The organism is Streptomyces sp. NPDC002276 (genome assembly GCF_053891435.1).
In genome coordinates this window covers 23714-48131 of record NZ_JBSFCQ010000015.1, presented here as the reverse complement: position 1 = coordinate 48131, position 24418 = coordinate 23714, and the positions used below count along the sequence as shown (strand labels likewise).

Genomic DNA, 24418 nt, shown 5'->3' with positions numbered 1-24418 from the left:
TCACCCCGTCGCCGACCGCCAGATCTGTTCCGTGGTCTCCGTGGCGGACTGGGTCGGCGGCGGGTCGTTCGGGAGTTGGGCCGGTGCGGTGGTGTTCTTCTTCTTGCCCGGGCGGTCGGCGAACAGGGCCACCGTCAGGGCGAGTTGGGAGTCCAGGCGGGTGGACCACACGGTGCGGCGGGTGATTCCGCCGCCCGCGCCGGCCGTGAAGACGGTCACCGGGGCGCGCTGCGCGGCGGGGACCGCGGGGAGCGCGCCGACATACGACTTGGACAACATCGCGTTCACCATCAAGGCGTCCTTCTCGTCCAGCGCGCGCCGGGTGTCGGGGTGCGCGGTGTACACCTGACGGCCGTCCCGGGTGATCTTCGTGACCGTGTACGGCGCCGCGTAGATTCCGTTCGCCGCGACGGTCGCGTATGCCGAGGCCAGCTTGAGCGGGGTGGGCGCCGCGGTCTTCGGCAGCGCGGTCAGCGGGGCGCCGAGCGGGAACTTGGCGAAGGGGTCCAGGGCCGTCCCGGCCTCCACCGCGCCGCCCACCGCGTCGTTGAACGGCTGCCGGGCATAGTCGGAGCCCCCGTACAGCAGCCGTACCGCCCCGTCGCCGGGCACGATCGCCACGGCGGCGGTGTGCAACGTGATGCCCTTCCCGCCCTTGATGTCCTTGACCGCCTCGGTGGTGGCGTCCTGGAGCGCCAGGTCGAAGGTGGTGTGCACGGTGTAGCCGCCGCGCGCCAACTGGTCCTCGGTGATGCCCAGTTGATCGGCGGCCTCCTGCGTCGCCACGTCGATCATGTACTGCCGCTGCCCCTCGGTCGCCCCCGGCGGATAGAAACGGAACGCGGGGAACGCGGCCTCGGCGCGCTGCTTCGCCGTGATGCTCCCGCTCGCCGCCATCGCGTCGAGCACCCACTCCCAGCGCGCCCGGAGCGTCGCCGTCACCTTGGGGTCGGAGCCCGCCTTCTCGTAGTACGACGGGATGTTGACGATCGCGGCCAGCGCGGCGCCCTGGGAGACGGTCAGGTTCCGGGTGTCCACGCCGAAGTAGTTGCGCGCCGCGGCCTCGATACCGGCCGAACCCCGGCCGAAATACACGGTGTTGAGATAGCCCGCCAGGATCTCGTCCTTGGAGCGGGTGCGGTCGAGCTTGATCGCGATCAGTGCCTCGCGGGCCTTGCGCGACAGCGACTGCTCCGGGCTCAGCAGCGCGTTCTTGACGTACTGCTGGGTGATGGTGGAGCCGCCCTGCCGTTCGCCGCCGGTCAGCGAGGCCAGCACCGCGCGGGCGAGGGCGCGCGGCGACACCCCGTCGTCGGTGCGGAAGGTGCGGTTCTCGGCCGCGATCACGGCGTCCTGGACATACCTCGGGACCTGTGACAGCGGCACCTCCTGGCGGTCGACGGGACCGCGCCTGCCCAGATAGGAGCCCTTGTCGTCGACGAAGACCGTGCTCTGGGTGACGGTCTCCGGGTGCGGATCCGGGATCCCCGTCAGCCGGTACGCGACGACCGCGGCCGTGCACAACGTCACGACCAGCAGGAGAAGGGCGATGATCAGCCGCCGCAGCAGACGGCCCCGGTTGCGGCGGAGCCGCAGGCGGAGCGGGACGCGCGGCCTGGCGGACCTGGCGGTGCGCTTCACCAGCCGACCCCGCCCCGCGCGACGACCTTGCCGGCCGCGTCGTACACGGTGACGGTCGGACCGCCGTCGCCGTAGCTCGACTTCAGCTCCGCCAGGGACAGCGACGCACGCGTGTACCAGACGCCCCAGCCCGGACTGCCCGCCAGCGTGAGGACCGTGCCGGTCATCCTGTTGTCGTCGACGGTGATCTCGACGCGCGCCGGGTCGGCGGACAGGCCCCGGTACAGGCCGGACAGGAAGTACGAGCTGTTCAGCCGGTCGGGCTGCATGGAGGCGGCGGGCTTCCCGGCGCCCGCCTTCGAGCCGCTCGCGTAGCTGCCGTCGGTCAACCCGACGAACTGGTTGGGCCGTTGCGGTGTCGACCAGTGCTTGCCGTCGCTCGTCAGCCACACCTGCACCCCCGGCACGGCGGCCACCCGCTCGCCCGGCGCGACGATCCGTATCGGACTCCGCGCCACGTCCACCGCCCCGGCGACCGCCCCGCCCGCCGAGCCACCGCCCACGATCCGCCCGACGGCGAGGACACCCGCCGGAACCAGCAGCAGCGCGCAGACCGCCGCGCCCACGGCTCTACGGCGGCGGCGCAGCGCCCGGCCCCGCCGCTCGACGTCATCGAGCGCCACGCCGAACGGGACGTCCCCGGCGCCGACTTGGGCCGCCTCGGCAACCTCCGTCAAGCGTTCCCGCAGCCGCCCCGCGTCACCCCCGCACACCGCCAGCCCCCGCCGGGCCCTGCTGCCCACCGCACCGGCCGACCAGCCGAGCAGCTGGGCGACCTCCACCTCCCGCAGCCCCTCCCGGTGCAGCAGCACGAGCACCGCCCGCTGCCGCGCGGACGTGTCCTTCAACACACCGCCGGACAGGGCCCGTTGGCGGCGCGCCCCGCGCAGGAACTCCTTCACCAGGGACCGCAGCACATAGAAGTCCACGTCGTCCCGAGGTATCCGGCGCCACCGCGCACACACCCTCACCAGCGTTCTCCGCACCGGCTCGGCCGCCTCCCGGGGGTCTCCGGTGGCGCCCGAGAGCAGGTGCGCGGTGGTGACCAGCCGGGGCAGTTGCGCGTGCGCGTACGTGGTGAAGTCGTCGTGGGGGTCGGGCACTTCGGTGGTCCTCCGATGCGGCTGTCTCTGATACGACTGTGGGGGAAGTGGATCCTGGGACGCGTGTTCGCCGTCTTTCCTGTACGCACGGTGCGGCGGCCAGGTTGCACGGAATTCCAAGACGCCGGTGAGGTCATGACCGAGGACGAGTTCGACGCCTTCTACGCCGCCGCGTTCCCCCGGCTGACCGGCCAGCTCGCGGCGTTCACCGGGGATCGCGAGGAGGCGCAGGACGTGGTCCAGGAGGCGTTCGTACGGGCCTGGGACCGGCGCGGGGACTTCCTCGCGGACGAGGCACCCGAGGCGTGGATACGCACCGTCGCCATGCGGCTGGCGGTCAGCCGCTGGCGCCGGGCCAGACGCTGGCTGGAGCTGGTGCGCCGCACCCCGCCGCCCGAGTCCACGCCCGGACCCGGCCCCGACCACACGGCACTTGTCGCCGCGCTGCGCCAACTGCCCACGGCGCAACGGATGGTGATCGTCCTGCACCATCTGTGTGATGTGAGTGTCGAGCAGATAGCCTCCGAGACGGGTGCGCCCGTGGGGACGGTGAAGGCCAGGCTGTACCGGGGAAGGGCGGCGCTGGCGAGGCAGTTGGGTCCGGACGAGGCAGAGGGACCGGTTCGGAAGGAGAGCGGCCGTGTCGGATGAACTCTCGGTCGCGCTGCGCGAGTTGGCCGCCGAACAGGAGGCCCGTCCGGTCCTCACCGGCGCCGAGGTCCGTGGCCGTGCGGTGCGCCGGGCGCGCCGTCGGACGGTCGGCGTGCTGGGTGCGGGTGCGGTGGCTCTCGCCCTGGTGGGCTGCGCGCTGACCCTGGACCTCACGGGGAAGGAGAACGGCCGTCAGCTCCCGGGCGCCGCCGCGCCCCCCGTCCCGTCGCAGTCGCAGTCGGGGTCGGCGTCCCCGTCGCCTTCCGCCGCCGCCTCCGCCTCCGCCGCGGTGTCGACCCCCGTCTCCGCGGTGCCCGCCACCGGCACGCTGGAACTCACCAAGCGTGCCCTGTTCCTCGGGGGCCGGGTCATGCCGCTGACCTCGGACTCCTCCAACAGCCCAGCATTCGCCGGGCCGTTGACCGTGTACGCGAAGCACAACACCAAGGTGGTGACCGTCACCGACTCCACCGACGGAGTCGGCTCCTACACCGAGGTCATGCTCGCGGTCGAACTGCGTGACGCCGACAACACGCCGGTCTATGTCGGCGTCACCACCTTCTACAAGGGGAAGAGCCTCGGCAAGCAGGGCACCGGCGGCACCGGCGGCTGGATCGGCCTGGACGGCGGCGACGCCAAGTGGTTCTACCAGGACGTGAAGATCGGCACCGTCATCTCGGTCACCGGCGATTGAGCGCGAAGTCCCCGTCGTAGCCCATGAACCGGGCCCAGATCCGTGGCGGGAAGACATTGCCGCGGAGGGAATCGGCGCCACCCGTGTCCTTGAGGGGGAGCAGCGGGGCCTGGCCGGGCTTGTTGCGGAAGAGGGTGATCGCGGTGGACTGGTCCTTCGTGTAGCCCACGAACCAGGCCGACTTGGTCAGGTCGTCGGCGCCGGTGGCGACGGAGGCGGAGCCGGGGACGATCTTCTGGGAACCGTTCAGGGAGGCGACACCCCGGAGCACCTCGTCGACGGTGGCGGCCACTCCCGGAGTGAAAGCGGTCCGCGCGTCCGGGTGTTGGAGGCCGCCGACCGGCTTGCCGTGCCGGAGCACCCCGGTCACCGAGTAGGGGTCGTTCTGCCGGCCGCTGTTGGCGAAGGTCGCGTAGGCGTCGGCCGTCCGGATGGCGCTGGGGGTCGAGGTGCCGATCGGGAAGGTCTGCTCCAGTGGGGCCATGCTGCTCTTCAGCAGCCCGGCCTTGACGGCCGCGTTCCGGATCCAGACCCAGCCTATGGACTTGCCCAGTTGGACGAAGGGCGCGTGCGCCGAGGTCACCAACGCGCTCTGCATGTCGGCGATTCCGGGAGGCGGTGTCGCCACCGGCCAGTGGAGGCGGCGGGGGCCCCGCTCGCCGTCGACGATGGCGGCGAGCGCGAAGGGCTTGAACACCGACCCGGCCGGTACGCCGGAGGTGTCCGCGTTGTCGGTGAAGTGCTGGGTGGCGTCCGGGCCGCCGTACAGGGCGAGTACGGCGCCGTCCGCGGGCCGGACGGTGGCGGCGCCGACCTGGACGTAGCGGTCGGCGGCGCGGTGCTTCGGGTCGAGGCCCTGGCCGGTGACGTCCTTGACGGCCTGTTCCAGCCGCCGCACCTTGTCCTTCTCGAAGGTGGTGTGGATGCGGTAGCCGCCGCGTGCGAGGTCCTTGTCGGCGAGCCCGGTGCGCTTGGTGATGTACGCGTCGGCGACATTGACGAGATAGCCGATCTGGCCGGCCATGCTCGTCGCCACCGACTGCTTCCTCGGCTCCGGGAACGTGCGGTACTTGTTCCGCTCGGCCCGGGTCATCAGCCCGCTCGCCACCTCGCGGTCCAGGATCCAGCTCCAACGGGTCACCGCCCGGGCGTGGTTGGCGGCGCTCAGCGAGGGGTCGTACTGCTCCGCGCCCTTCAGTGTCGCCGCCAGCAGCGCCGCCCGGCTCGGGTCGAGGTCCTTGGCCGGGATGCCGTAGTAGGCGTAGGCGGCGGCCTGGATGCCGTAGGCCTGGCGGCCGAACCAGCTGCTGTTCAGATAGCCCTGGAGGATGAGGTCCTTGGACTTGGTGCGGCTCAGCTTCAGGGAGATGAAGAACTCCTTGATCTTGCGGGTGTAGGTCTGGTCCTGCGACAGATAGGTGTTCTTCACGAACTGCTGGGTGATGGTCGAACCGCCCTGCACGTCCTGGCCCTTGACCATGTTGACGACCGCCCGTAACTCGCCCGTGAGGGAGACGCCGGGATCGCTGTAGAAGCTCGCGTTCTCCGCCGCGACCACCGCGTTCCGCATCGGGACGGGGATCTGGGACAGCGGCACGATCTGCCGGTTCACCGCTCCCACGGCCGTCATCTGGCTGCCGTCGGCCCAGTAGTAGACGTTGGCCTCCTGCCGGGCCGCCGCGTTCTCGTCCGGGATGGAGACCCGCGCGTACCCGTAGGCGAAGAGCCCGCACAGGCTGCCGACGGTGAGCAGAAAGCCGCCGAGCAGCTGCCGCCAGGAGGGCAGCCAGCGGCGGAGGCCCCTTCCGCCGCGGCGCGGGTAGTCGAGCAGGCGCCCGCGGCCGGAGCGCGCGGCACGGTGGGATCGCATCGTGGGGGACTCCTCGTTCACCTTGTTCCCCGCCAACTGGAGTCGGCGGAAAGGGCGTTGTGAGGTGATCGAGGCTGGAGGAGCCATGTGATCGAGCCTGGCCCGAAAGGTCACGAGACCGTAACGGCCTGTCCGGACCGGCAAGTCCGGGTGATCGTCCACCAACTGCCGTCCGCGTACGGATACTTGTGCGCATGCCACGTGTCCTGCTGATCGAAGACGACCGCGCGGTACGCGAAGGTGTCCAACTCGCGTTGCGCCGCCAGGGACATGACGTGGCCGCCGTCGCGACCGGCGAGGACGGACTCGGACGGTTGCGGTTCCACGGCGCGGACGTGGTGGTCCTCGACCTGATGCTGCCCGGCATGTCGGGACTGGAGGTCTGCCGGCTGATCCGCGCCGACGACAACCAGGTCCCGATCATCATGGCGACCGCCCGCGGCGACGACGTCGACATCGTGGTCGGGCTTGAGGCGGGAGCCGACGACTATGTCGTCAAGCCCGTCCAGGCCAGGGTTCTCGAAGCCCGGATCCGCGCTCTGCTGCGGCGGGTCGGCGCGTCCCCCGACGGGGGCGGCCCGCCGAAGGTCGAGACACACGGCGAACTGACCATAGACCGGACCGCGTTGACCGTCAGCAGCAAGGGCGCACCGGTCGCGCTCGCCCCCTCCGAACTACGGCTCTTGCTGACCCTCTCCGCCTCACCGGGCCAGGTCTTCAGCCGGCAGCAACTCCTCGAAGCGGTCTGGGAGCACAACTACCACGCGGACGCACGACTGGTGGACGCCTGCGTCAAACGGCTGCGCACCAAGATGGGCGAACCCCCGGGCCGGCCGCGCTACGTCCACACCGTGCGCGGCTTCGGCTACCAGTTCAAGGACGCCCGCTGAAAGCCCTGCGCGGGGTGCGGGTCCGGCTGGTGCTGGCCTTCGCCCTGGTCGCCGGTGTCGCCACCCTCTCCACCGGCGCCCTCACGTTCCGGGAGGCGCGCACCGGGGTGCTCCAGCAGAGCCAGGACGCGGTGATCCGGCAGTTCCGCGACCATGTGAACAATGTCGTGGCCGACTACCGGCTGCCCCTGAGCACCGGCCGACTGCGGTCGTTCGCCGCCGCCGTGGCCAGGTCCGAACCCACCCAGACCTGGCGGGTCCTGGCCACCTACCGAGGCCGGAGCGCCACCTCCACGCCCGGGGACCCGTTCACCGAGCTGACCCCCGGCCTGCGCGAGGCCGTGGCCACCCACTCCTCCGCGGTCTTCCAGCGGGTAACGGCCCACGGCGGCCCCGCACTTGTCGTCGGCCTGCCGGTCCCCTTCCAGAACCCACCACGGGCGACCTCCCAACTGTCGGGACTCGACGTCTTCCTGACGATCCCTCAGACCACCGAACAACGCTCCATCGACGGCCTGGTCAGCGCCGTCGAACGGGCCACGGTACCCGCACTCGTCCTGGCCGTACTGCTCGCCCTGCTCGCCGCCCGCGGAGTGCTGCGCCCGGTGCGCGCGCTGCGCGACGCCACCCGCTCCATCGCCGAGGGACACCTGGACACCCGGCTCACCGTCGACGGCTCCGACGAACTCGCCGACCTCTCCCACACGTTCAACGAGACCGCCGCCGCGCTGGAGGGCTCGGTCGCCGAACTGCGCCGGATGGAGACGCGCGCCCGCCGCTTCGCCGCCGACGTCTCCCACGAACTGCGCACCCCGCTCGCCGCCATGTCGGCCGTCACCGACATCCTCGACGAGGACGCGGCCCAACTCGACCCGGACACCGCCACCGCCGTCCGGCTGATCAGCCAGGAGACCGTCAAACTCGCCCGCCTTGTCGACGACTTGATGGAGATGTCCCGCTTCGACGCGGGCGCGGCCACCCTTCAGCTGGACGACATGGACCTCGCCGAGTCCATCCACAGCACCCTCGCCACCCGCGCCTGGCTGGAGACCGTGCACACCCAACTCCCCCCGCCCGGCGCCCTGCGCGGCCGTCTCGACCCCCGCCGCTTCGACGTCATCGTCGCCAACCTCGTCGCCAACGCACTCCGGCACGGCGCGCCCCCCGTCCATCTGCGGCTGTACGCCTACGAACGCCGGGGCGCCGGGCTGTGGGCGGTGGTCGAGGTCCTGGACAGCGGCCCCGGAATCCCCCCGGACGTCCTGCCCCTGATCTTCGACCGCTTCTACAAGACCGACACGGCCCGCACCAGGACCGAGGGCAGCGGTCTCGGCCTCGCCATCACCACCGAGAACGTCCGCCTCCACCACGGCACGGTCCACGCCGCGAACCATCCGGGGGGCGGGGCCCTGTTCACCGTAGAACTGCCCCTGCCCCAGGAGGAGTTGACGGCCGTGGCGACGGAAACGGAAGAGGGGCGGTTGCCATGACGGCGTCCGTCAGGACTGTGCGCGGGCGGGCCGTCCGGCTCGTCGCCGGGTTGCCGCTGCTGTTGCTGGCCGGGTGCGGGGTGCCCGGGAGCGGGGTGGTGCCGGCGGGGGTGTCCGCCACCGGGATCGGACGGAACACGATGCTGTACTTCGTCCAGGGCGGCGGGCTGACGGCCCTGCCCGACGACAGCGGCCCGGACACCGATCTCAAGTCCGCGCTGGCGGCCACGGAGTCGCGTGCCGACGCGGTGCGGTTCGATGTGGAGCTGGCCGTGTGGCTGCTGTCCGACGGTCCGGGGAAGGGCTACCGGTCCCGGGGGGTGACCAGTGAATTCCCGCCGCTCCAGTTCACGAGACCGACCGTCCGTGTCACGGGCAGCGCGGTGACGGTCCAACTGCCGTCGCTCACCGTGCCGTTGGCCGCCCTCGCCACCCGCCAACTGCTCTGCACCGCCGCCGACGCCTTCCTCACCGCGAGCCCCGGCACCGAACCGGCGAAGCTGACGGTGAAGGTGCCGGGGCGTGCCGTGTGGCACGCGGACGGCTTCGACAAGACCTGCGGTTAGGCCAAGGCCTGTGCCTAGCTACAGAACCAAGACGAGACGAACCAGGGGCGGTCTTCGGCCGCTGGTCACATGGTCGCCGTACGCAACGCAACGCAACGTACCGGCGACACGAAGGAGAGAACGCTGTGGGTAGGCATGCGCTTCCGCGTGGCAGGAACGGGAAACTCGGGAAGAGCGGTCAGCGGGTGGCCGTGATCGCGGTTCCGGTGGTGGCCGCGATGGCGATGACCGCCGCCTCCGCGTCGGCGGCGAGTGCCCTCACGGCCGCCGACAAGGCGATGGCCGGGAAGCTCAACACGCGGGTGGGCACAGCCGAGTTGGGCACCAATGTGGTGGGTGAGGTGCGGGACGTGGCCTCCGGCCAGAAGGTGTGGTCGCAGAAGCCCACGACGGGGGTGATGCCCGCCTCCACCAACAAGCTGGCCACCGCTGTCGCCGCGCTCACCGTGCTGGGCCCCGGCCACACCGTGCGGACGAAGGCCGTCTACCGTTCCGGCACCGTCTACCTGGTCGGCGGCGGCGACCAGCAGCTCGGCTCCGCCGACCTCAAGAGCCTCGCCAGCGCCGCCGCCAAGTCCCTGAAGGCCAAGGGCCTGCACTCGGTACGGCTGATGTTCGACGACAGCCTCTTCGCCGCCCCCAGCCTCGCCACCGGCTGGAACAGCGGCTACTACCCGGACACTGTCGCCCCGGTCCGCGCCCTGCGCATCGAGGGCGACAACACGTCGGACACCGCGCTCACCGCCACCAAGTACTTCGCCCAGCAACTCGCCGCCCAGGGCGTCACGGTGGGCACACCCGCCCGCGCCAAGACCCCGGCGGGCACCACGGTCGTAGCCACCCACACGTCCAAGCCGCTGTCGACGACGGTCGAGTACATGCTCAAGCACAGCGACAACGACATCGCCGAGGGCCTGCTCCGCCTCACCGCGCTCGGCCAGGGCCGGGCCGCCACCTTCGCGGGCGGCGCCGCCGCGGTCCACGCGGTCCTCGTCCAGTACGGCATCCCCCTCACCGGCGTGAAGGAGTACGACGGCAGCGGTCTCTCCCGCAGCGACCGGATGACCGCCGACGCGCTCTCCGCCATCGCAGGCCTCGCCGTCGACACCCACTACCAGGCCAAGTTGTGGCCGATCCTGGCGGGCCTCCCGGTCGCTGGCGTCGACGGCACCCTCAGCACCTCCTACGGCCGCTTCACCACCACTCCCGCCTCCTGCGCCGTAGGAAAGGTCGACGCCAAGACCGGCACGCTGAGCGATGTGTCCGCGTTGGCCGGGGTCAGCAAGGGCGCGGACGGCCGCTGGAAGAGCTTCGCGTTCGTCGAGAACGGCACGGCGCCTACCGCGACCGTCACCCAGGGTCTGGACGGTCTCGCGGCGACGGTCGAGGGCTGCTGGTAGACAGCCGGGACGCCCCGGTCCGTGGTGCTGGACCGGGGCGTCTGTCGTGCGTGTCAGCTGGTGGTCGCCTTGGCGGCGTCCTCGATGAGACCGGCGACGATCTTGGGGTGACTGAGCATCACGACGTGCGAGGAGCCCGGGACCTCGACGACCTTGCGGGCGTTCGCGCGGCTGTACATCCAGCGCTCGCAGGCCGGCGGGATCGCCTTGTCCTGACCGGCGACCAGGCCCCACACCGGGATCGTCTTCCAGGCCGCGGCCGTGGTCGGGAAGGTGAACGAGTCGGCGTCGAACGGCCGTTGGGTCGCCTGGAGGACCTTGAAGTCGGCGGTGGAGATGTCGGCCGCGAACGCCGCCTGCCCGTCCTTGCTCAGATACAGGTCGATGCCGGTCGTCCCGTCGGCCTTCGTGTACGGCACCGGGACGCTCACCGGCTCGACCTCGCTGCCGGGGAACTTGGTGATCAGCTCGCCCTGCGTCTCGCCGACCTCGGGCACGAACGCGGCGACGTAGACGAGCGCCTTGACGTTGCTCTTCCCGGCGGCGGCGTTGGTGATGACCGTTCCGCCCATGGAGTGCGCGACCAGCACGACGGGTCCGGTGATGGAGTCCAGCAGGCTCGCGATGTAGGGGGCGTCGGTCGGGATGCCGCGCAGCGGGTTCGACCCGGAGATCGTGGTGTAGCCCTTGTGCTGCAACTCCTTGATGGTGGCGTTCCAGCAGGACGAGTCGGCGTAACCGCCGTGCACGAGGACGATCGTGGGCTTCACCTTGGACTTCTCCTTGCTCGTACCGGCCGGGGCGGTCGCCGCGTCGGCCGTTCCCGCGCCACCGGCGACCAGCGCTGCCGACCCGGCCACCGCCGCTCCGGCGGCGAGCACCTGACGGCGGGAAACATCGGAACTCATGGGACTCCTCGGGCGGCTGGGTCGGTGTGGCATGTCAAGGACCCTAGGAGGAGGGGGTGCGCGGAGGCATCCGCACAATGACCTAGTTCCCGGGCCGGTGAATGTCCGGTCGGCCGTCGCGGTGGGCGGTCGGGTGGCCGACCATGAGGTGTGCGATTCGATTCCGTTCCCATGCCGGCCACCGTCGGGGCCAGGCCTCGTGACAGCCGTGGCTATCCCGTGCCCGCCATCACTCCGTGGGAGGGCGACGAGCCGCGGTTCGCGCTCACCGACTACGGGCGCAGCGCGGAGTGCGCGCGGCGGCGGCTGTGCTCCGTCTGCGACACCCTGATGCCCAAGGGGCCGGTGTGGCGGGTGGTCGGCGCCGCGGAGAGCGCGGCGATCCGTACGGCGCTCGACGCTGGGCGGCCGTACCGCAACATGGCGGCGACGCTGGAGGCTCCGGGGCACCGCGCGTGCATGCTCTACGCCTCGATGGTCTGCCCGTACCTGGCGCGTCCCAACGCGCGGCGGGGCCTGACGGCGGAAAGCCCGGACGACATGACCGCTCATGTCGTCCGGGGCGCCGTGCGTGGGGACCTGGGTGCCGTGGTGGGGTTCGGCGACTACGAGTTCGCCGTGACCAAGACCCAGGTCCTGTTCCGTTTCCTCGATGTGGTCGAGTATCTGCCGCACGACACGGCCGACCAGCATCTGGCGGAGCTGCGGGCCGAACTCGCGCGCTCGGGCGGGCGGTTGGGCGGCGGTCAGCCGCGGTAGGCGGGCAGGCCGGTGTGGGTGGAGACCTTCACGGGCCTGCCGAAGCCGTGGGCGCCCTTGGTGATGGTGTACGTACCGGTCGGGGCGCGGAAGGCGATCGTCTTGCCGTTGGGGGACCAGGTGGGCTCGGTGTAGTCGGTGGTGGCGGTGGGGGTGACGTCCTTGACGGTGGTCGTCGAGCCGCCGAGGTCCTCCACGAAGAGGTGGTCGTGGCCGTGGACGGAACGGACGAAGACGACCTCCTCGTTGTCGGGGGAGAGCGCGGGCTCGGAACCCTTGGCCAGCGCGCCGCCCTGCTGCCGCAGGTAGTCGTCGCGGATGTAGACCTCGCCGGTGTGGGTGTTCGCGTAGACGGCCGAGCCGTACTTGCCGCCGACGTTCGGCCAGGTGTTGCCGGTCTGGGGGATGGCGCCCTCGCCCGCCTCGCCGTTCAGGCTGATCTTGGCCGGCCTGCCGTGATTGGCGGTGGCCTTGATTCCCTCCAGGACGGTGCTGCCGTGGATCTTCGCCGAGAAGACGATGTTGTTCTTCGCGGGGATCTGGTTCGTCCGGTCGGCTGCGGCCACCTGCCAGGTGGGGTGGGACCAGGTCTGCCCGCCCGGGTTGGCGGCGACGGTGACACGGTGGGTGCCGTCGGGGTTGGAGACGACGAGGCTGCCGTGCCCGTCGATGAAGGCGGCCTTGCTGCCGCTCGGGTTCCAGGCCAGGTCACGGACCGTGGTGCCGAAGTCGATCGACCTGCCGTTGACGATCACGTGGCGGGTGCCGTTGCTGAGGGTCAGTCCCCTCGGCACGGTGAGCGTGTGGGTGGACGCGGCCGCGGCGACCATCGCCGCGCTGCCCTTGGCCCCGCCGGAGCCGGAGGACGGGGCGGCCGACGCGGCACAGGCCGTACCGCACAGGGCGAGCAGGGCGGCGGCACCCGCGGTGACGATGGTTGCGCCGGTGCGCCGGCGATTACGAGCGGACATCGAGGTTCCCCCAGTGATGTGAGTGACGCTGCGGAGCATTCCCGCAGTGGGTGACGGGGCTGTGCGTCCGCTGTCACAGGTGTGCAATAGGGCGGCGGGCTGGAGGGGGCCCGAGTCGGTCGCCGCCGCTCGCCGCCGCGTTCTCGTCCGGGTCAGCCCCCGTCCCCCACACGCAGCACGATCTTGCCGCGCCGGTGCTCCTTGGCGAGGGACTCGTACGCGGCCCGGGTCTCGGCCAGCGGTACGACCCGGTCGACCGCCGGAGTGAGCCGGCCGCCGTCGATCAGCTCGGTGACGGCCTCCAGGCCGGCGCGGTCCGGTTCGACGACGAAGAAGACGCCGCGTGCGGTGGCGTCGGTGCTCGCGGCGGGATCCGGGGGCTCGACGATGCTGACGAGGGTGCCGCCGGGGCGCAGTACGGCCCAGGAGCGGGACTGGGTCTCGCCGCCGACCGCGTCGAACACCACGTCCACATCGGTGACTTGGTCCTCGAAGCGTTCGGTGCGGTAGTCGACGACCCGGTCGGCGCCGAGGCGCGTGACGAACTCACGGTCCTGTGGGAGGGCGGTCGTCGTCACCCGGGCGCCCAGGGCCCTGGCGATCTGGACGGCGAAGGAACCGACGCCCCCGGCACCGCCCTGGACCAGCACCTGCTGCCCGGACGCCAGCCCCGCGTGCCCGACCAGTCCCTGCCAGGCGGTGAGCGCGGCGAGGGGTACGGCCGCCGCGCTGTCGTGGTCCAGCAGGGCGGGCTTGGCGGCGAGGACGTCCGCAGGGACGGTGACGTACTCGGCGGCGGCTCCGTCACGGGTGAAGGGGATCAGGCCGTAGACCGCGTCACCGACGGCGAAGTCGGTGACGCCGGTGCCGAGTTGGGCCACCACTCCGGAGACCTCGTGGGAGGGGACGACCGGTGTGCGGTCGTGCCCGGTCCCGTCGAAGCTGTCGGTCCAGCTGGCGTCCCAGTCCAGCTCGCCCGAGGTGATGGACGCGGCGCGCACCGCGACCAGGACCTCGCCGGGGGCCGGTTCGGGACGCGGGGCCGACTCGTACGTCAACTGCTCGGGCCCGCCTCGCTCGTGGGCTCGTACGGCATGCATGGTGGTCGTGGTGGTCATGGTGCGGTCACTCCTCCGGTGGGGTCGGGTGCCGGTGTGTTCACCAGGTGGGGATGAAGCCTCCGTCGACGGTGATGTCGGCGCCGGTCACGTTCGCCGTGCGGTCGGCGGACAGGAGCAGGACCACGTCGGCGATCTCGGCGGGACGGGAGAAACGGCCGGTCACCGTCGTCCGCGCGGCGTTGTCGATGACGTCCTGGGGTTTCAGGCCGGTCGCCTCGGAGACCGTCGCGGCGACCCCGCCCTCGCCCAGCCAGAGATCGGTCTCGACCGGTCCCGGACTGACGGTGTTGACCCGGATCCCCTTCGGGCCGACCTCCTTGGACAGGGCCTTGGAGAAGCCCGCGAGGGCCGCCTTCGAGGCGCTGTAGTCGATGACCGCCGGGTCGGGGAGCGCCGCGTTGACCGAGCAGATGCTCACGATCGAGCCCCGGCCCCGGGCGAGCATCACCGGCAGGACGCTGCGGGTCGTACGGACGGCCGCCATCAGGTTGAGGTTCAGGGTGGTGAGCCACTCCTCGTCGGTGACCGAGAGGAATCCTCCGGTACGGGCCGGAGCCGTTCCCACGTTGTTGACGAGGATGTCGATCCGGTCGCCCGCCGCCTTGACGAGCCGCGCGGGTCCCGACGCCTCGCCCAGGTCGACCGGCACGATCCGCACGCTGCCCGTCGCGGCCAGTTCCTCCAGCCCGGGTGAGGAGTGCCGGGCCCCGGCATGGACCGTGACGCCCTCCGCGGCCAGCGCCCGTACGACCGCCAGCCCGATCCCCCTGCTGGCGCCGGTGACGACGGCCACCTGTCCGTTCAGTCCGAGATCCATCGTGAGTTCTCCCGTCCTTGCCTACATTCCACACGCCGGCCGGCGAGGTCGCCTGCCGACGTCGAGCACGGTCCCGACCCGAGCATGCGCCCACCGCGCCGTGAACCGCCGGTCTATCGGCGGAACGGCCTCCTGACCGGTCACTCGCCGTCACCGGACCGCTGCGGATAGAACTGCGCGTACCAGCGGCGCAACGCCTTGATGCCCTGTTCGTGGGGGAGCAGGACCGGGTGCGGGCGGTGGATCTTGTGGTCCCAGATCCGGAGCTCCTCGCGGACCTCGCCCAGGGCCTGCGTCCGGAAGACGAGCTTGAGCACGGGCGTCAGGAACGGGAACCGGGCCGGTTTGCGGAGGTAGTACAGCATCCGCATCTCGCTGGTGCGGTCGTCGACGGGGGTGGTGAGGGCGACGGCCGTCACCGACAGGGCGGGGCCGTGGGTGCGGACGACCATGACGCCCGGCCCGTACATGAACGCGTCGAAGCTGTTGTCGATGTCCCGGCCGAGGACGCGTCGGCGGATCCGGCCGCGGGCCTCGGCGAAGGGGCCGTCGGACCGCCAGTCCTGGACGAGGGGTTCGCGCTGACCGTGCAGGAAGTGGAAGTGGGACTCGTCGACGATGTTCTCGCGCATCTCCTGGACGTGGATGCGCGCGCGGCAGACGTCGTCGATCGGCCTGGCGAACCGCCCGGACACGGCCTCCGGTATCTCCGGCACCTCCCACAAGGGTTCGCCCGAGGATTCGCCCGGCCCGCAGTGGACCAGGACCAGCCCACTGTGCTCACGGACCGGAAAGCCGCCCAGGGACACCTTCGGAGTCCGGCGCGCGAACGGCGCCGCCACGCACTCCCCGTCCGGCCCGAACCGCCACCCGTGGAACGGACACTCCACCGCCCCGTCCACGACCTTGCCGCCCGCGCCGAGGTGCGCGCCGTAGTGCGGACAGTGCGCATCCCGTACGGCGGCTCGACCGTCCGCTCCGCGAAAGGCGATGAGCGCCCGTCCGAAGTAGTGGAGGCTGACGACCTCGCCCGGCCGGAGCTCGTCACTGCGGAGCACGGCGTACCAGCCGTACGGCACGGTCGGCATCGGATAGTCGTCGGCTCGTGGATCGCGGGGCAGGGCGGCGAGCTTGTCATGGCGCCGACGTAAAGGCATGGCCAGATGCTAGCGAGGGCCCGGTGGGCTGTCGGGCTCGCGGGCTGTCCCAACGCGTTGAACCAGGTATGACGGAGCATTCGAGGCAGAGGCGTGGAGGCAGGGACAGATGTCGATGACGTGGGACGAGGCGGGCCTTTCCGGTCTGCGGGCGCGACTGGCGCGTGAACTGCTGGGCCGTGCAACGGCGTTCACGCTCGGACCGGACGTCCGGCTCGTCCGCGGAGTGGTGACGCCCCCGGAACGGAGCGACGTCGGCCGCGTCGTCGTATGGGACGGGCGACGGCTCGACAGCTCGGTCGCCTTCGATCTGGGTTCCTCCGCCTGATCGCCGAGCACCGCGGGTCGCCACCTCGGAGTCGTAGGGTCGGAGGCATGACGACGCATCTTGCCGGTAGTGCCTTCGACCTGCTCCGTCTCGACGCCGTGTCCGACCAGGACGCGCTGCGCCGGGTCTACGACCTCCCCGGCGAAGCCGCCGTGCGGAAGCAGATGACCGAACTCACCGAGCAGACACGGCAGTTGATCGGCTGCTCGTCGCTGGTCATGGTCGCCAGCGCGGACGCCGAGGGCAGGTGCGACGTCTCCCCGCGCGGCGGTCCCGCCGGGTTCGTCACCGTCCTGGACGCCCGGACGGTGGCGATACCGGACGCGACCGGCAACAAGCGTCTGGACACCCTTCAGAACGTCGTCGCCACCGGACGGGCCGGGCTGCTGTTCGTCATCCCCGGGCGCACCACCACACTGCGGGTGAACGGCCGGGCCTGCGTCTCCACCCGCCCGGAACTGCTGGCGCAGCTGACCGCCGTGGGTAAGCCGCCCGCCAGCGCGCTGGTGGTGGGCATCGACGAGGTCTACCCGCACTGCCCCAAGTCCCTGCTGCGCAGCGGGGCTTGGAAGCCGGAGCAGTGGCTCCCGGCAGACGCCCAGCCGGCCTCGGCGGAGGTGACACTCGCCCAACTGCGGATGCCGGAACTCACGATCGCCGACATCGAGCAGCGGGAGGCGGACGCGCTGAAGTACCGGTACGAGTGACGGGCCGGGCCGGGCCGACCTGGCTCACCGCACTTGGGAGCCGCCGTGCTCAAGGCAGTTGAGGACTTTCTGTCACGGCCGTTGGGCCGGTCGCGGCGCGGTCATGTCACCCACGCCACTCACGCCACCCGCGTCACCCACATCGCTCATGCCACCCATGTCACCCATGTCGACCCTGTCGAGCAGCAGCATGGCGTCGTGGTCCGGGCTGCCCGGCTCGGAGGTGTAGACGCCGATGCGCTGGCCGGGGGTGCCCTCGATGTGGAGGGACTGGGAGACGAGGGTGAGCGTGCCGACCTGGGGGTGGTGGAAGGTCTTGTGGGCCGCTTTGCGGCCGGTGACCTCGTAGCGCTCCCAGAGTCCGGCGAAGTCGGGGCTCTTGAGGAGGAGTTCGCCGACGAGGTTGGTGAGATCGGGTGCGTCGGGGGCGGTGCCGGCGATGGCGCGCAGACGGGCGACGCAGGTGGTGATCTGCCGGTCCCAGTCGTGGCGGAAGAGGTCGCGGGCCGCGGGGTGCAGGAAGAAGTAACGGGCCAGGTTGCGCTGCTTGACCGGCCAGTCGTCCAGGCCCGCGTAGAGGGCGAGGCCGCCGGGGTTCCAGGCGAGCAGGTCCAGGCTGCGGCTGATGACGTAGGCCGGGTTCGGGCGGAGGGATTCCAGCAGCAGCTTGAGGTGGGGGCGGACCGTGCGGCTGGGCGCGGGCGGCGGTTCGGGGGCGTAGCGTGCGGCCCGGGCGGCGAGTTCGCGCAGGTGCTGGTGCTGCTGGTCGTCCATGTGCAGGGCGCGGGCGAGCGAGTCGAGGACGGCGGGGCTGGGGCGGGTTTCCTTGCCGCGCTCCAGCCGCACGTAGTAGTCGATGCTGATGCCGGCGAGCGTGGCCAGCTCCTCGCGGCGCAGCCCGGGGGTGCGGCGGATACCCGCGCCGACGGTGAGGCCGACGTGGCCGGGGCTGGTCTGGGTGCGGCGGGCGCGCAGATAGCGGCCCAGCTCGGCGCCCTCGCTGTGCGCGCTCTCGGTTGCCATGTCTCCAGTCTCGCCCGCCGCCCACGCGTCGCGCAGGCGGGAGGGGGGCCCTGTCGTTACCCCTGAAGAGCCCGCCCTGCCAGATCGCCGCGATCCGGGCGAAGGTTGAGGGGAAGCACGCCGCGACGGACCGGAGAGGGCGAAATGCACTACATCAAACTGCGTGACCTGGAGGTTTCCCGGATCGGCCTCGGCGCCATGGGCATGTCCCACGGCTACACCGGTTCCGGCACCGACGACGCGGAGTCGATCAGGACCGTGCACCGGGCCCTGGAGCTGGGCGTCACGCTCATCGACACCGCCGAGATCTACGGCCCCTACATCAACGAGGAGCTGATCGGCCGGGCGCTGAAGGGCCGTAGGGACGGGGTGGTGCTGGCCACGAAGTTCGGTCTGGTCTCGCACGCCGGTGCGGGCGCCTGGAACCAGGACTCCAGCGCGGCCAACATCCGTGCCGCCGTCGAGGGCTCCCTCAAGCGGCTGGGCACCGATCACATCGACCTGTACTACCAGCACCGCGTCGACCCGAACACGCCGATCGAGGAGACCGCGGGCGCGGTGGGCGAGCTGATCGCCGAGGGCAAGGTGGGCGCCTTCGGCCTCTCGGAGGCGGGCCCGGACACGATCCGGCGCGCGCACGCCGTGCAGCCGGTGACCGCGGTGCAGTCGGAGTACTCGCTGTGGACGCGGGGGATCGAGGACCGTGTCCTGCCCGTCCTGCGGGAGCTGAACATCGGCCTGGTGCCGTTCTCCCCGCTGGGCCGCGGCTTCCTGACGGGCACCATCCGCTCCACCGACCAGTTCGACGACTCCGACTTCCGGCGCGACAACCCGCGCTTCAGCGGCGAGAACTTCGACCGCAACCTCGCGCTCGCCGACGAGGTCAAGGCCCTGGCCGTCGAGGTCGGCGTCACCCCCGCCCAGATCGCGCTGGCCTGGCTGCTCGCCCAGGGCGACGACATCGCCCCGATCCCCGGCACCAAGCGGGTCGGCCGCGTCGAGGAGAACACCGCCGCCGACGCCGTCACCCTCACCGCCGAGCAGCTCGACAAGCTCAGCAGCCTGCCGCCCGCCGCGGGCGACACCCACACCGAGGCCCAGGCGCGGATGCTCGAACGCTGACCGTCCGCCCGCTATCTGGAGTGACCATGCGTGCAGCAGTGATGTACGGAGCCGGCGACGTCCGCGTCGAGAACCGGCCCGACCCCAAGATCGTCCGGCCCGCCGACGCCGTGGTCCGCGTCGTCGCCGCCTGCGTGTGCGGCAGCGACCTGTGGCCGTACCGGTCGATGCCCGCCACGGACACCGGCCGCCCGATGGGGCACGAGTTCCTCGGGGTCGTCGAGGAGACCGGCGCGGAGGTGACCGGCCTGAAGTCCGGTGACCTGGTTGTCGCACCCTTCACCTACAGCGACAACACCTGCGACTACTGCGCGAGGGGCCTGTACACCTCCTGCCGCAACGGCGGTCGCTACGGCTTCGCGGGCGTCGACGGCGGACAGGGCGAGGCCGTCCGCGTCCCGTACGCCGACGGCACTCTGGTGAAGCTCCCGGTGGCCGCGGACTCCGCCCTCCTGCCGTCCCTGCTGGCCCTGTCGGACGTGATGACGACAGGCCACCACGGCGCGGTCACCGCCGGCGTCGGCCGCGGCGACACTGTGCTCGTCGTCGGCGACGGCGCGGTCGGCCTGTGCGCGGTGATCGCCGCCCGGCGGCTGGGCGCCGAACGGATCGTGCTCGCGGGCCGCCACGAGCAACGCACCGGCCTGGGCCGCGAGTTCGGGGCCACCGACGTCGTCGCCGAACGCGGCGAGGAGGGCGTCGCGCGCGTCCGCGAACTGACCGGCGGTGGTGTGGACAAGGTGATCGAGGCGGTCGGCACCCGCCCCAGCCTCGACACCGCGCTCGGCGCGGTCCGGGACGGCGGCACGATCAGCCGGCTCGGCGCCCCGCAGTACGAGGAGGGCCCGATCGGCCCGGCCGTCTTCATGCGCAACATCACGCTGACCGGCGGCGTCAGCCCCGCCCGCGCCTACATCGAGGAACTGCTGCCCGAGGTCCTGGACGGCACGATCACCCCGGGCCGGGTCTTCGACCGTACCTTCCCGGTGGACCGGGCCCCGGACGCGTACCGGGCGATGGCCGACCGCGAGGTCCTCAAGGCCCTGATCACCCCGTGACCGAGGTGCGGACGGGCGTCGGTCAGGACGATCGCGGTGGCCTGGCGTCGCCCGTCGCGCGGCGGGACCCACCCCGCCGTACGGGCACCTGGTGAATGGGCTGTCGCAGGCCGCCGAGTTCCAGATGGACCTGCCAGGCGCGGGTCTGTGCCCGGTCGGCGTGGGCCGGGTTCCAGAGCCGTACCGTGTCGGTCGCCGTGACCTCGTGCGTCCGCCCCGGGATGTCCCGCAGCAGCCACCGGCCGCCGGGGCCGGGCACGGGCAGCCCGGTGAAGGTGCCGTCAGCGGTCTCCGCCTCCCAGACCAGGGCCTGGCAGAGGGGCCCGGCGACGTCGTGGCCGAGCCAGCGCGCGCCGAACCGTTCACCGGTCAACTCGGTTCCGGTGGCGAGGAGTTCGGCGAGGACACCCCGCTCACGATCGGCCCGCGCGGCGAGGTGCGGGAGTCGTAGCCGTAAAGCGGTCAGTTCGAGGACGTACCTCTCGTTGAGGTGCCGCATCGCGTACGACGTCACCGGCTGTCCCCGGTCGGTGCGGATCTCCACGCCGACCGAACCGTCCGGGCGTACGGCCAGGTGGGCCGTGTGGTGGTCGAGGGCGATCTCGCGGATCCCTTCGGGCAGGAACGCGTCGGCGATCGTGTCCAGCGCGGCGCGGGCCGCGGCGGCCGCCTCGGGCGGCAGCCCCGACAGGGCCCTGCGGTGCCGCCCCAGCCCCGGCATGCCGGCCGCGGCGCTCAGGGCGGTGACACCCGCCCGCGCCGGGAGAACGTCCCGGTCCGGAAGGCCCGGAAGCCGCCGTTCGAGGCGGCGGTCCAGGACCTGTGCGGCCACCAGCCCGATGAGGGCCGGGTCTCCGACGAGACAGGCCGCCCAGGCGGCCCCGGCCATGAGCCTCGCCTGTTCGAGGACGGACCTCTGCCTGCCGAGCGCTGATTCGGTCATGTGGTCGGGACGGCTCGTGTCCATGCGCAGCAGGGCGCCCACGACCTCGGGGGCGACCGTGAGCAGCTCCAGCCGCTCACGGACCTGGCCGAGCCAGGACTGGGCCGGACGGAAACCGTCGATGGTGAGAAGCACCGCGAGCAGGTCCAGCACACCGGGTTCGAAGACCAGCGTGCCCAGTTCGGCCAATACCCGGTTGCTGCCGTTGCCCCCGTCGGGGAGGACCCGCGGCAGCCGCTTGAGGACCTCGCGGTCGTACGGCAGGTCCAGCAGCTCGGTGGCCTCCTCGACGGAGAGATGCCAACGGCACTCCTCGGAGCGGGCCGGGTCGTGGTGGTCGAGGGCGCCCAGCAGGACGGTCCGTAACCGAGACCGGTAGCGGGCCCGCTCGGACGGCTCCTGCTCCCGCACGGCGGCGAGCGGCAACCCCAGGCACCGGCACACCCGGTGGAACCCGGAGGGGATGTGATCGAACTCCGGCAGAGTGAGGGCGAGCAGTTTCTCGGCCTCCTCGGGGGACCAGCCGCACGGGTGCCGTGTCAGCGCGGCCTCCACGCAGATGTCGCCCCTGGTGTGCTGCGGCTCGCTCAGCAACGCCAGCCCCAGCTGTCGGCGGTCCCGGGGTTCGAGGGAGTCGACAAGACGGTGACTGTGGCTCCACCGGGAGGGGTCGGCCGGGGCCAGCACGATGCCCCGCCGGACGTCCTCGTCCCACCTCGGGTGCCGTCCGAGGTCACGGCCCCGCGCCCGCGCCGCGGCTCTCCTCAGCGCGGCGGGCAGCGGCGGCACCACGGCACCGTTCCGGACCTGGTGGGGAAACGACCGGTCCCTCGCCCACCACGGCCACATCGGCCCCACCTCCGTGTCGGTGCCTTTCCCCACCCGGCGCCGAAATATCCGCACCGGCGGCCCGTCCCCCCGGCCTGAGGTGTCAGATCTGCGGCGGCTTGTAGGAGCTGGGCTCGAACAGGGCGACGCGGCGCAGGAGATCGCCGGACTTGGCGACTCCTTCGACGGCTCCCATGAGGAGCACGGCGCCGCCGCCGCACGCTCTTTGCTCGCCGAAGCCTCCCGGCCCACCGCCGGGATCGCCGTACCCGGCGAGATCTCGGTCGTCGGCTTCGACGACAGCCACCTCGCCCGGCTGGAGGGCAAGGGGCGGGAGGGCAAGGGGCTGGAGAGCAAGGGGGCTGGGGACAAGGGGCTGGGGACAAGGGGGTGGACGACACGGAGATCGTCATCACCCCCCACCTCGGCACCCTCGGCACCCGCGGCACCACGGCTCCGCCTCGGGCGTCCTGAACCGGCCCTCTCGCGGGAGGGCCGGTCCTCGGTCCTCGGTCCCCAGTCCTCAGCCCACGGCGTACGCGTTGTACACCGTGGTCGTCGAACTGTCGCCGTGGGTGTCGGTGACGGTCGAGCGCAGACCGACGCGGCCGGCGGCCGGGTTGTGGACGGCGGTGGTCCACTTGCCGCCGGACAGCTTCGCGGTGACGGCGTGCCAGGTGGAGCCGTTGTCGGTGGTGTACCAGGCACGTACGGACTTCACGCTGTCCGACAGCCGACCGATCGTGCCGTCACCCGTGCCGTCGCGCTGCATGCCCAGGCCGACGGTCGTGGTCGACCCGGCGGCCGCCTGGTTCCTGGAGTTCAGTGCCGCGGGCGAGAACCGGGTGATGTAGGCACGGATCTGCTGGTTCTTGCCGGCGTCGGCGTAGAAGTGCAGGGAGAGGCTGGAGGAGGTCGACAGCGAGCCGGCCGGGAGATGGTCGCGGTGAGCGGTTTCGGTGATCGTGTACCAGCCCGAACCAGGGATCCGCGGCTGCGGGCCGAGATCCTGCGCGGGGCTGAACTTGTGCGAGTAGAGCGTCCTGCCCGCGTGCGTCAGCTTCAGGGTGCCGGAGGCCAGCACCCCGCCCGCCGTGAGCGTGGGGTCGGCGAACGGGGTGCCGCTCCCGAAGTACAGCTGGTGGTACCAGGTGTACGGCAACTGCCCGCCGGGCCCCCAGACCGCGTGACCGAGGGCCAGCGTGGCGGTCTTGCCGGCCGCGTACTTGTGGAAGCCGTCGTAGATGAAGTCGTTGGCCTGCTGGCCCACCGCCCACTGGCCGGCCGGGACGTGGACGGCGAAGGAGTTGGGCAGTTCGCGCTGGAAGTCGAGGATGTCCATGGACGACGAGCAGTCGTAGCCGCTCGTCGGCTCGCCGTCGAACGAGAACCGTGCCTGTCCGCTGTCGGGACCGGAACGCGCGTACACCTTGAGGGTGGTCAGCCCCGACTTCCTGAGCGTCGCGGACACCCCGGACGGCACGCCACTGCTGTGCGTGGCGGAGGCCAGCCAGAAGTCGCCGCCGGTCGTCGACCGCGGTTCGTACGTGGTGCCGTAGGCCAGCTGGTACGCCTTGCTGCTGTTCGGGATGGCGTACAGGTCGCCCGGCGCGGCCGACGTGCTCATGGTCGCCGGGCTGTTGTCGCTGGCGCAGACGGCCGCGCTGACCTTGCGGTCGTATCCGCTGCCCGGGGCGGGACTGATCGAGACCTTGACGGGACGGCCCTTCCGGGCGTCGAACGTGGTCGTCGTGGCCCCGGAGACCTTCACACTGTGGCCGCCGACGATGCCGTCCTCGCCGTTGCCGCCGGTGAAGGAGGTGGCGAGCTCGTAACCGCCGTTGGGCAGCGACGTCTTCTTGTTGCCTTCGATGAAGCGGAAGTCGTTCGTCCGCGTGTTGTAGACCGCCACCTGCGCGTAGACCGGCTTACCGCTCCGGTCCAACGTCCTGACGGTGAGTGAGCCATTGGCCGCGGCCGACGCCGTGGAAGCGCCGACGCCGCCGCCGACCAGAAGAAGCGGCACGAGCATGGTGACGACACTCGCGGTTGCCGTGGTTCGCCGCATCAGACCCCCATAGGTGCGCGACATGAGCACGACACCGTAGCGCGGGGGGTGCGCGTCACCTTCACCGCCCCCCACTGATCCTTTACGGGCCCTCGTCGGCCCTCGTCGGCGATCACCGAGGCTGCTGCCCGTCCTTTTGCACGCGTTGACCATTGCGGCCGTACTTGCCGCTGCCATCACACCCTGCCACGCGCCGAGTTCCTCCCCAGTGCCCTGAACGGACGCGAGGACGACGAGATCAGGAGACGTTCACGGACTGGCTGTCCTGCACGACGATGCCGACTACCGCGGCCTTGCCCGGCA

Annotated in this window: 23 protein-coding genes; 11 read left to right on the top strand and 12 right to left on the bottom strand. The window is 71.5% G+C overall.

What is annotated here, in order from left to right:
• Window positions 1-1641, bottom strand: coding sequence for a transglycosylase domain-containing protein (locus tag ACWIHT_RS32505; RefSeq protein ID WP_456171863.1), 1641 nt, complete (start codon window positions 1639-1641; stop codon window positions 1-3).
• Window positions 1638-2744, bottom strand: coding sequence for a sigma factor-like helix-turn-helix DNA-binding protein (locus ACWIHT_RS32500; RefSeq protein WP_456171862.1), 1107 nt, complete (start codon window positions 2742-2744; stop codon window positions 1638-1640). The genes ACWIHT_RS32505 and ACWIHT_RS32500 overlap by 4 nt, the downstream gene beginning before the upstream one ends.
• Before the next feature lie 135 nt (window positions 2745-2879).
• On the opposite strand from ACWIHT_RS32500, the gene ACWIHT_RS32495 reads away from it, so the two are divergent.
• On the top strand, window positions 2880-3395 hold the full coding sequence (locus tag ACWIHT_RS32495) for a SigE family RNA polymerase sigma factor (protein ID WP_456171861.1): 516 nt from the start codon (window positions 2880-2882) through the stop codon (window positions 3393-3395).
• Entirely contained in the window at window positions 3385-4089 is a 705-nt protein-coding gene (locus tag ACWIHT_RS32490; protein ID WP_456171860.1) for a hypothetical protein, read from the top strand. Before ACWIHT_RS32495 ends, ACWIHT_RS32490 begins: the two co-directional genes overlap by 11 nt.
• Here the strand turns inward: ACWIHT_RS32490 and ACWIHT_RS32485 are convergent.
• Complete coding sequence (locus tag ACWIHT_RS32485; RefSeq protein WP_456171859.1) at window positions 4076-5959, bottom strand: transglycosylase domain-containing protein; 1884 nt, start codon at window positions 5957-5959, stop codon at window positions 4076-4078. The two genes, ACWIHT_RS32490 and ACWIHT_RS32485, sit on opposite strands and share 14 nt — an antisense overlap.
• 194 nt (window positions 5960-6153) lie before the next feature.
• Between ACWIHT_RS32485 and ACWIHT_RS32480 the strand changes: the two genes are divergently transcribed.
• The 4 genes from ACWIHT_RS32480 to dacB all read left to right on the top strand — a co-directional run bounded on the left by ACWIHT_RS32480 (window position 6154) and on the right by dacB (window position 10305).
• The gene (locus ACWIHT_RS32480) at window positions 6154-6849 is read left to right on the top strand and encodes a response regulator (protein WP_456171858.1); all 696 of its coding nucleotides are present in this window, start codon (window positions 6154-6156) and stop codon (window positions 6847-6849) included.
• Window positions 6850-6863: 14 nt separating this feature from the next.
• Window positions 6864-8339 carry a sensor histidine kinase gene (locus tag ACWIHT_RS32475; RefSeq protein WP_456171857.1) on the top strand — a complete coding sequence of 492 codons (1476 nt, stop codon included), beginning with the start codon at window positions 6864-6866 and terminating at the stop codon, window positions 8337-8339.
• Window positions 8336-8905, top strand: coding sequence for a hypothetical protein (locus ACWIHT_RS32470; protein WP_456171856.1), 570 nt, complete (start codon window positions 8336-8338; stop codon window positions 8903-8905). The genes ACWIHT_RS32475 and ACWIHT_RS32470 overlap by 4 nt, the downstream gene beginning before the upstream one ends.
• Before the next feature lie 125 nt (window positions 8906-9030).
• Window positions 9031-10305, top strand: a complete 1275-nt coding sequence (dacB, locus tag ACWIHT_RS32465; protein ID WP_456171854.1) for a D-alanyl-D-alanine carboxypeptidase/D-alanyl-D-alanine endopeptidase — start codon at window positions 9031-9033, stop codon at window positions 10303-10305.
• Window positions 10306-10358: 53 nt separating this feature from the next.
• Here dacB and ACWIHT_RS32460 read toward each other — a convergent pair whose 3' ends face one another.
• Entirely contained in the window at window positions 10359-11213 is an 855-nt protein-coding gene (locus ACWIHT_RS32460) for an alpha/beta fold hydrolase (protein WP_456171853.1), read from the bottom strand.
• Window positions 11214-11432: 219 nt separating this feature from the next.
• Here ACWIHT_RS32460 and ACWIHT_RS32455 point away from each other — a divergent pair, with 219 nt between their 5' ends.
• Entirely contained in the window at window positions 11433-11972 is a 540-nt protein-coding gene (locus tag ACWIHT_RS32455; protein WP_456171852.1) for a hypothetical protein, read from the top strand.
• Here the strand turns inward: ACWIHT_RS32455 and ACWIHT_RS32450 are convergent.
• From ACWIHT_RS32450 to ACWIHT_RS32435, 4 genes are all read right to left on the bottom strand, one after another.
• Entirely contained in the window at window positions 11960-12943 is a 984-nt protein-coding gene (locus ACWIHT_RS32450; RefSeq protein WP_456171851.1) for a TolB family protein, read from the bottom strand. The genes ACWIHT_RS32455 and ACWIHT_RS32450 overlap by 13 nt on opposite strands.
• 152 nt (window positions 12944-13095) lie before the next feature.
• A complete protein-coding gene (locus ACWIHT_RS32445) occupies window positions 13096-14061 on the bottom strand; it encodes an NADP-dependent oxidoreductase (protein WP_456171850.1) in 966 nt (321 codons plus the stop codon).
• 40 nt (window positions 14062-14101) lie between these two features.
• A complete protein-coding gene (locus tag ACWIHT_RS32440) occupies window positions 14102-14881 on the bottom strand; it encodes an SDR family NAD(P)-dependent oxidoreductase (protein WP_456171849.1) in 780 nt (259 codons plus the stop codon).
• Between the two features lie 140 nt (window positions 14882-15021).
• Window positions 15022-16038, bottom strand: coding sequence for a Rieske 2Fe-2S domain-containing protein (locus ACWIHT_RS32435; protein WP_456171848.1), 1017 nt, complete (start codon window positions 16036-16038; stop codon window positions 15022-15024).
• Between the two features lie 115 nt (window positions 16039-16153).
• Between ACWIHT_RS32435 and ACWIHT_RS32430 the strand changes: the two genes are divergently transcribed.
• Together ACWIHT_RS32430 and ACWIHT_RS32425 are read left to right on the top strand one after the other, a co-directional pair.
• Entirely contained in the window at window positions 16154-16366 is a 213-nt protein-coding gene (locus ACWIHT_RS32430; protein ID WP_456171847.1) for a hypothetical protein, read from the top strand.
• Window positions 16367-16413: 47 nt separating this feature from the next.
• Window positions 16414-17073: an MSMEG_1061 family FMN-dependent PPOX-type flavoprotein gene (locus ACWIHT_RS32425; protein WP_456171846.1), complete on the top strand. Its 660-nt coding sequence runs from the start codon at window positions 16414-16416 to the stop codon at window positions 17071-17073.
• Window positions 17074-17145: 72 nt separating this feature from the next.
• Here the strand turns inward: ACWIHT_RS32425 and ACWIHT_RS32420 are convergent, their stop codons facing one another.
• Window positions 17146-18096, bottom strand: a complete 951-nt coding sequence (locus tag ACWIHT_RS32420) for a helix-turn-helix transcriptional regulator (RefSeq protein ID WP_456171845.1) — start codon at window positions 18094-18096, stop codon at window positions 17146-17148.
• Between the two features lie 144 nt (window positions 18097-18240).
• On the opposite strand from ACWIHT_RS32420, the gene ACWIHT_RS32415 reads away from it, so the two are divergent.
• Both ACWIHT_RS32415 and ACWIHT_RS32410 read left to right on the top strand, forming a co-directional pair.
• On the top strand, window positions 18241-19218 hold the full coding sequence (locus ACWIHT_RS32415) for an aldo/keto reductase (RefSeq protein ID WP_456171844.1): 978 nt from the start codon (window positions 18241-18243) through the stop codon (window positions 19216-19218).
• A gap of 26 nt (window positions 19219-19244) precedes the next feature.
• Entirely contained in the window at window positions 19245-20276 is a 1032-nt protein-coding gene (locus ACWIHT_RS32410; protein ID WP_456171843.1) for a zinc-binding dehydrogenase, read from the top strand.
• 22 nt (window positions 20277-20298) lie between these two features.
• On the opposite strand, the gene ACWIHT_RS32405 is transcribed toward ACWIHT_RS32410, so the two are convergent.
• The 3 genes from ACWIHT_RS32405 to ACWIHT_RS32395 all read right to left on the bottom strand — a co-directional run bounded on the left by ACWIHT_RS32405 (window position 20299) and on the right by ACWIHT_RS32395 (window position 24139).
• Complete coding sequence (locus ACWIHT_RS32405) at window positions 20299-22008, bottom strand: DUF4132 domain-containing protein (protein ID WP_456171842.1); 1710 nt, start codon at window positions 22006-22008, stop codon at window positions 20299-20301.
• A 142-nt stretch (window positions 22009-22150) separates the two neighbouring features.
• Complete coding sequence (locus ACWIHT_RS32400) at window positions 22151-22354, bottom strand: hypothetical protein (protein ID WP_456171841.1); 204 nt, start codon at window positions 22352-22354, stop codon at window positions 22151-22153.
• 216 nt (window positions 22355-22570) lie between these two features.
• On the bottom strand, window positions 22571-24139 hold the full coding sequence (locus tag ACWIHT_RS32395) for a hypothetical protein (protein WP_456171840.1): 1569 nt from the start codon (window positions 24137-24139) through the stop codon (window positions 22571-22573).
• Window positions 24140-24418 lie beyond the last annotated feature (279 nt).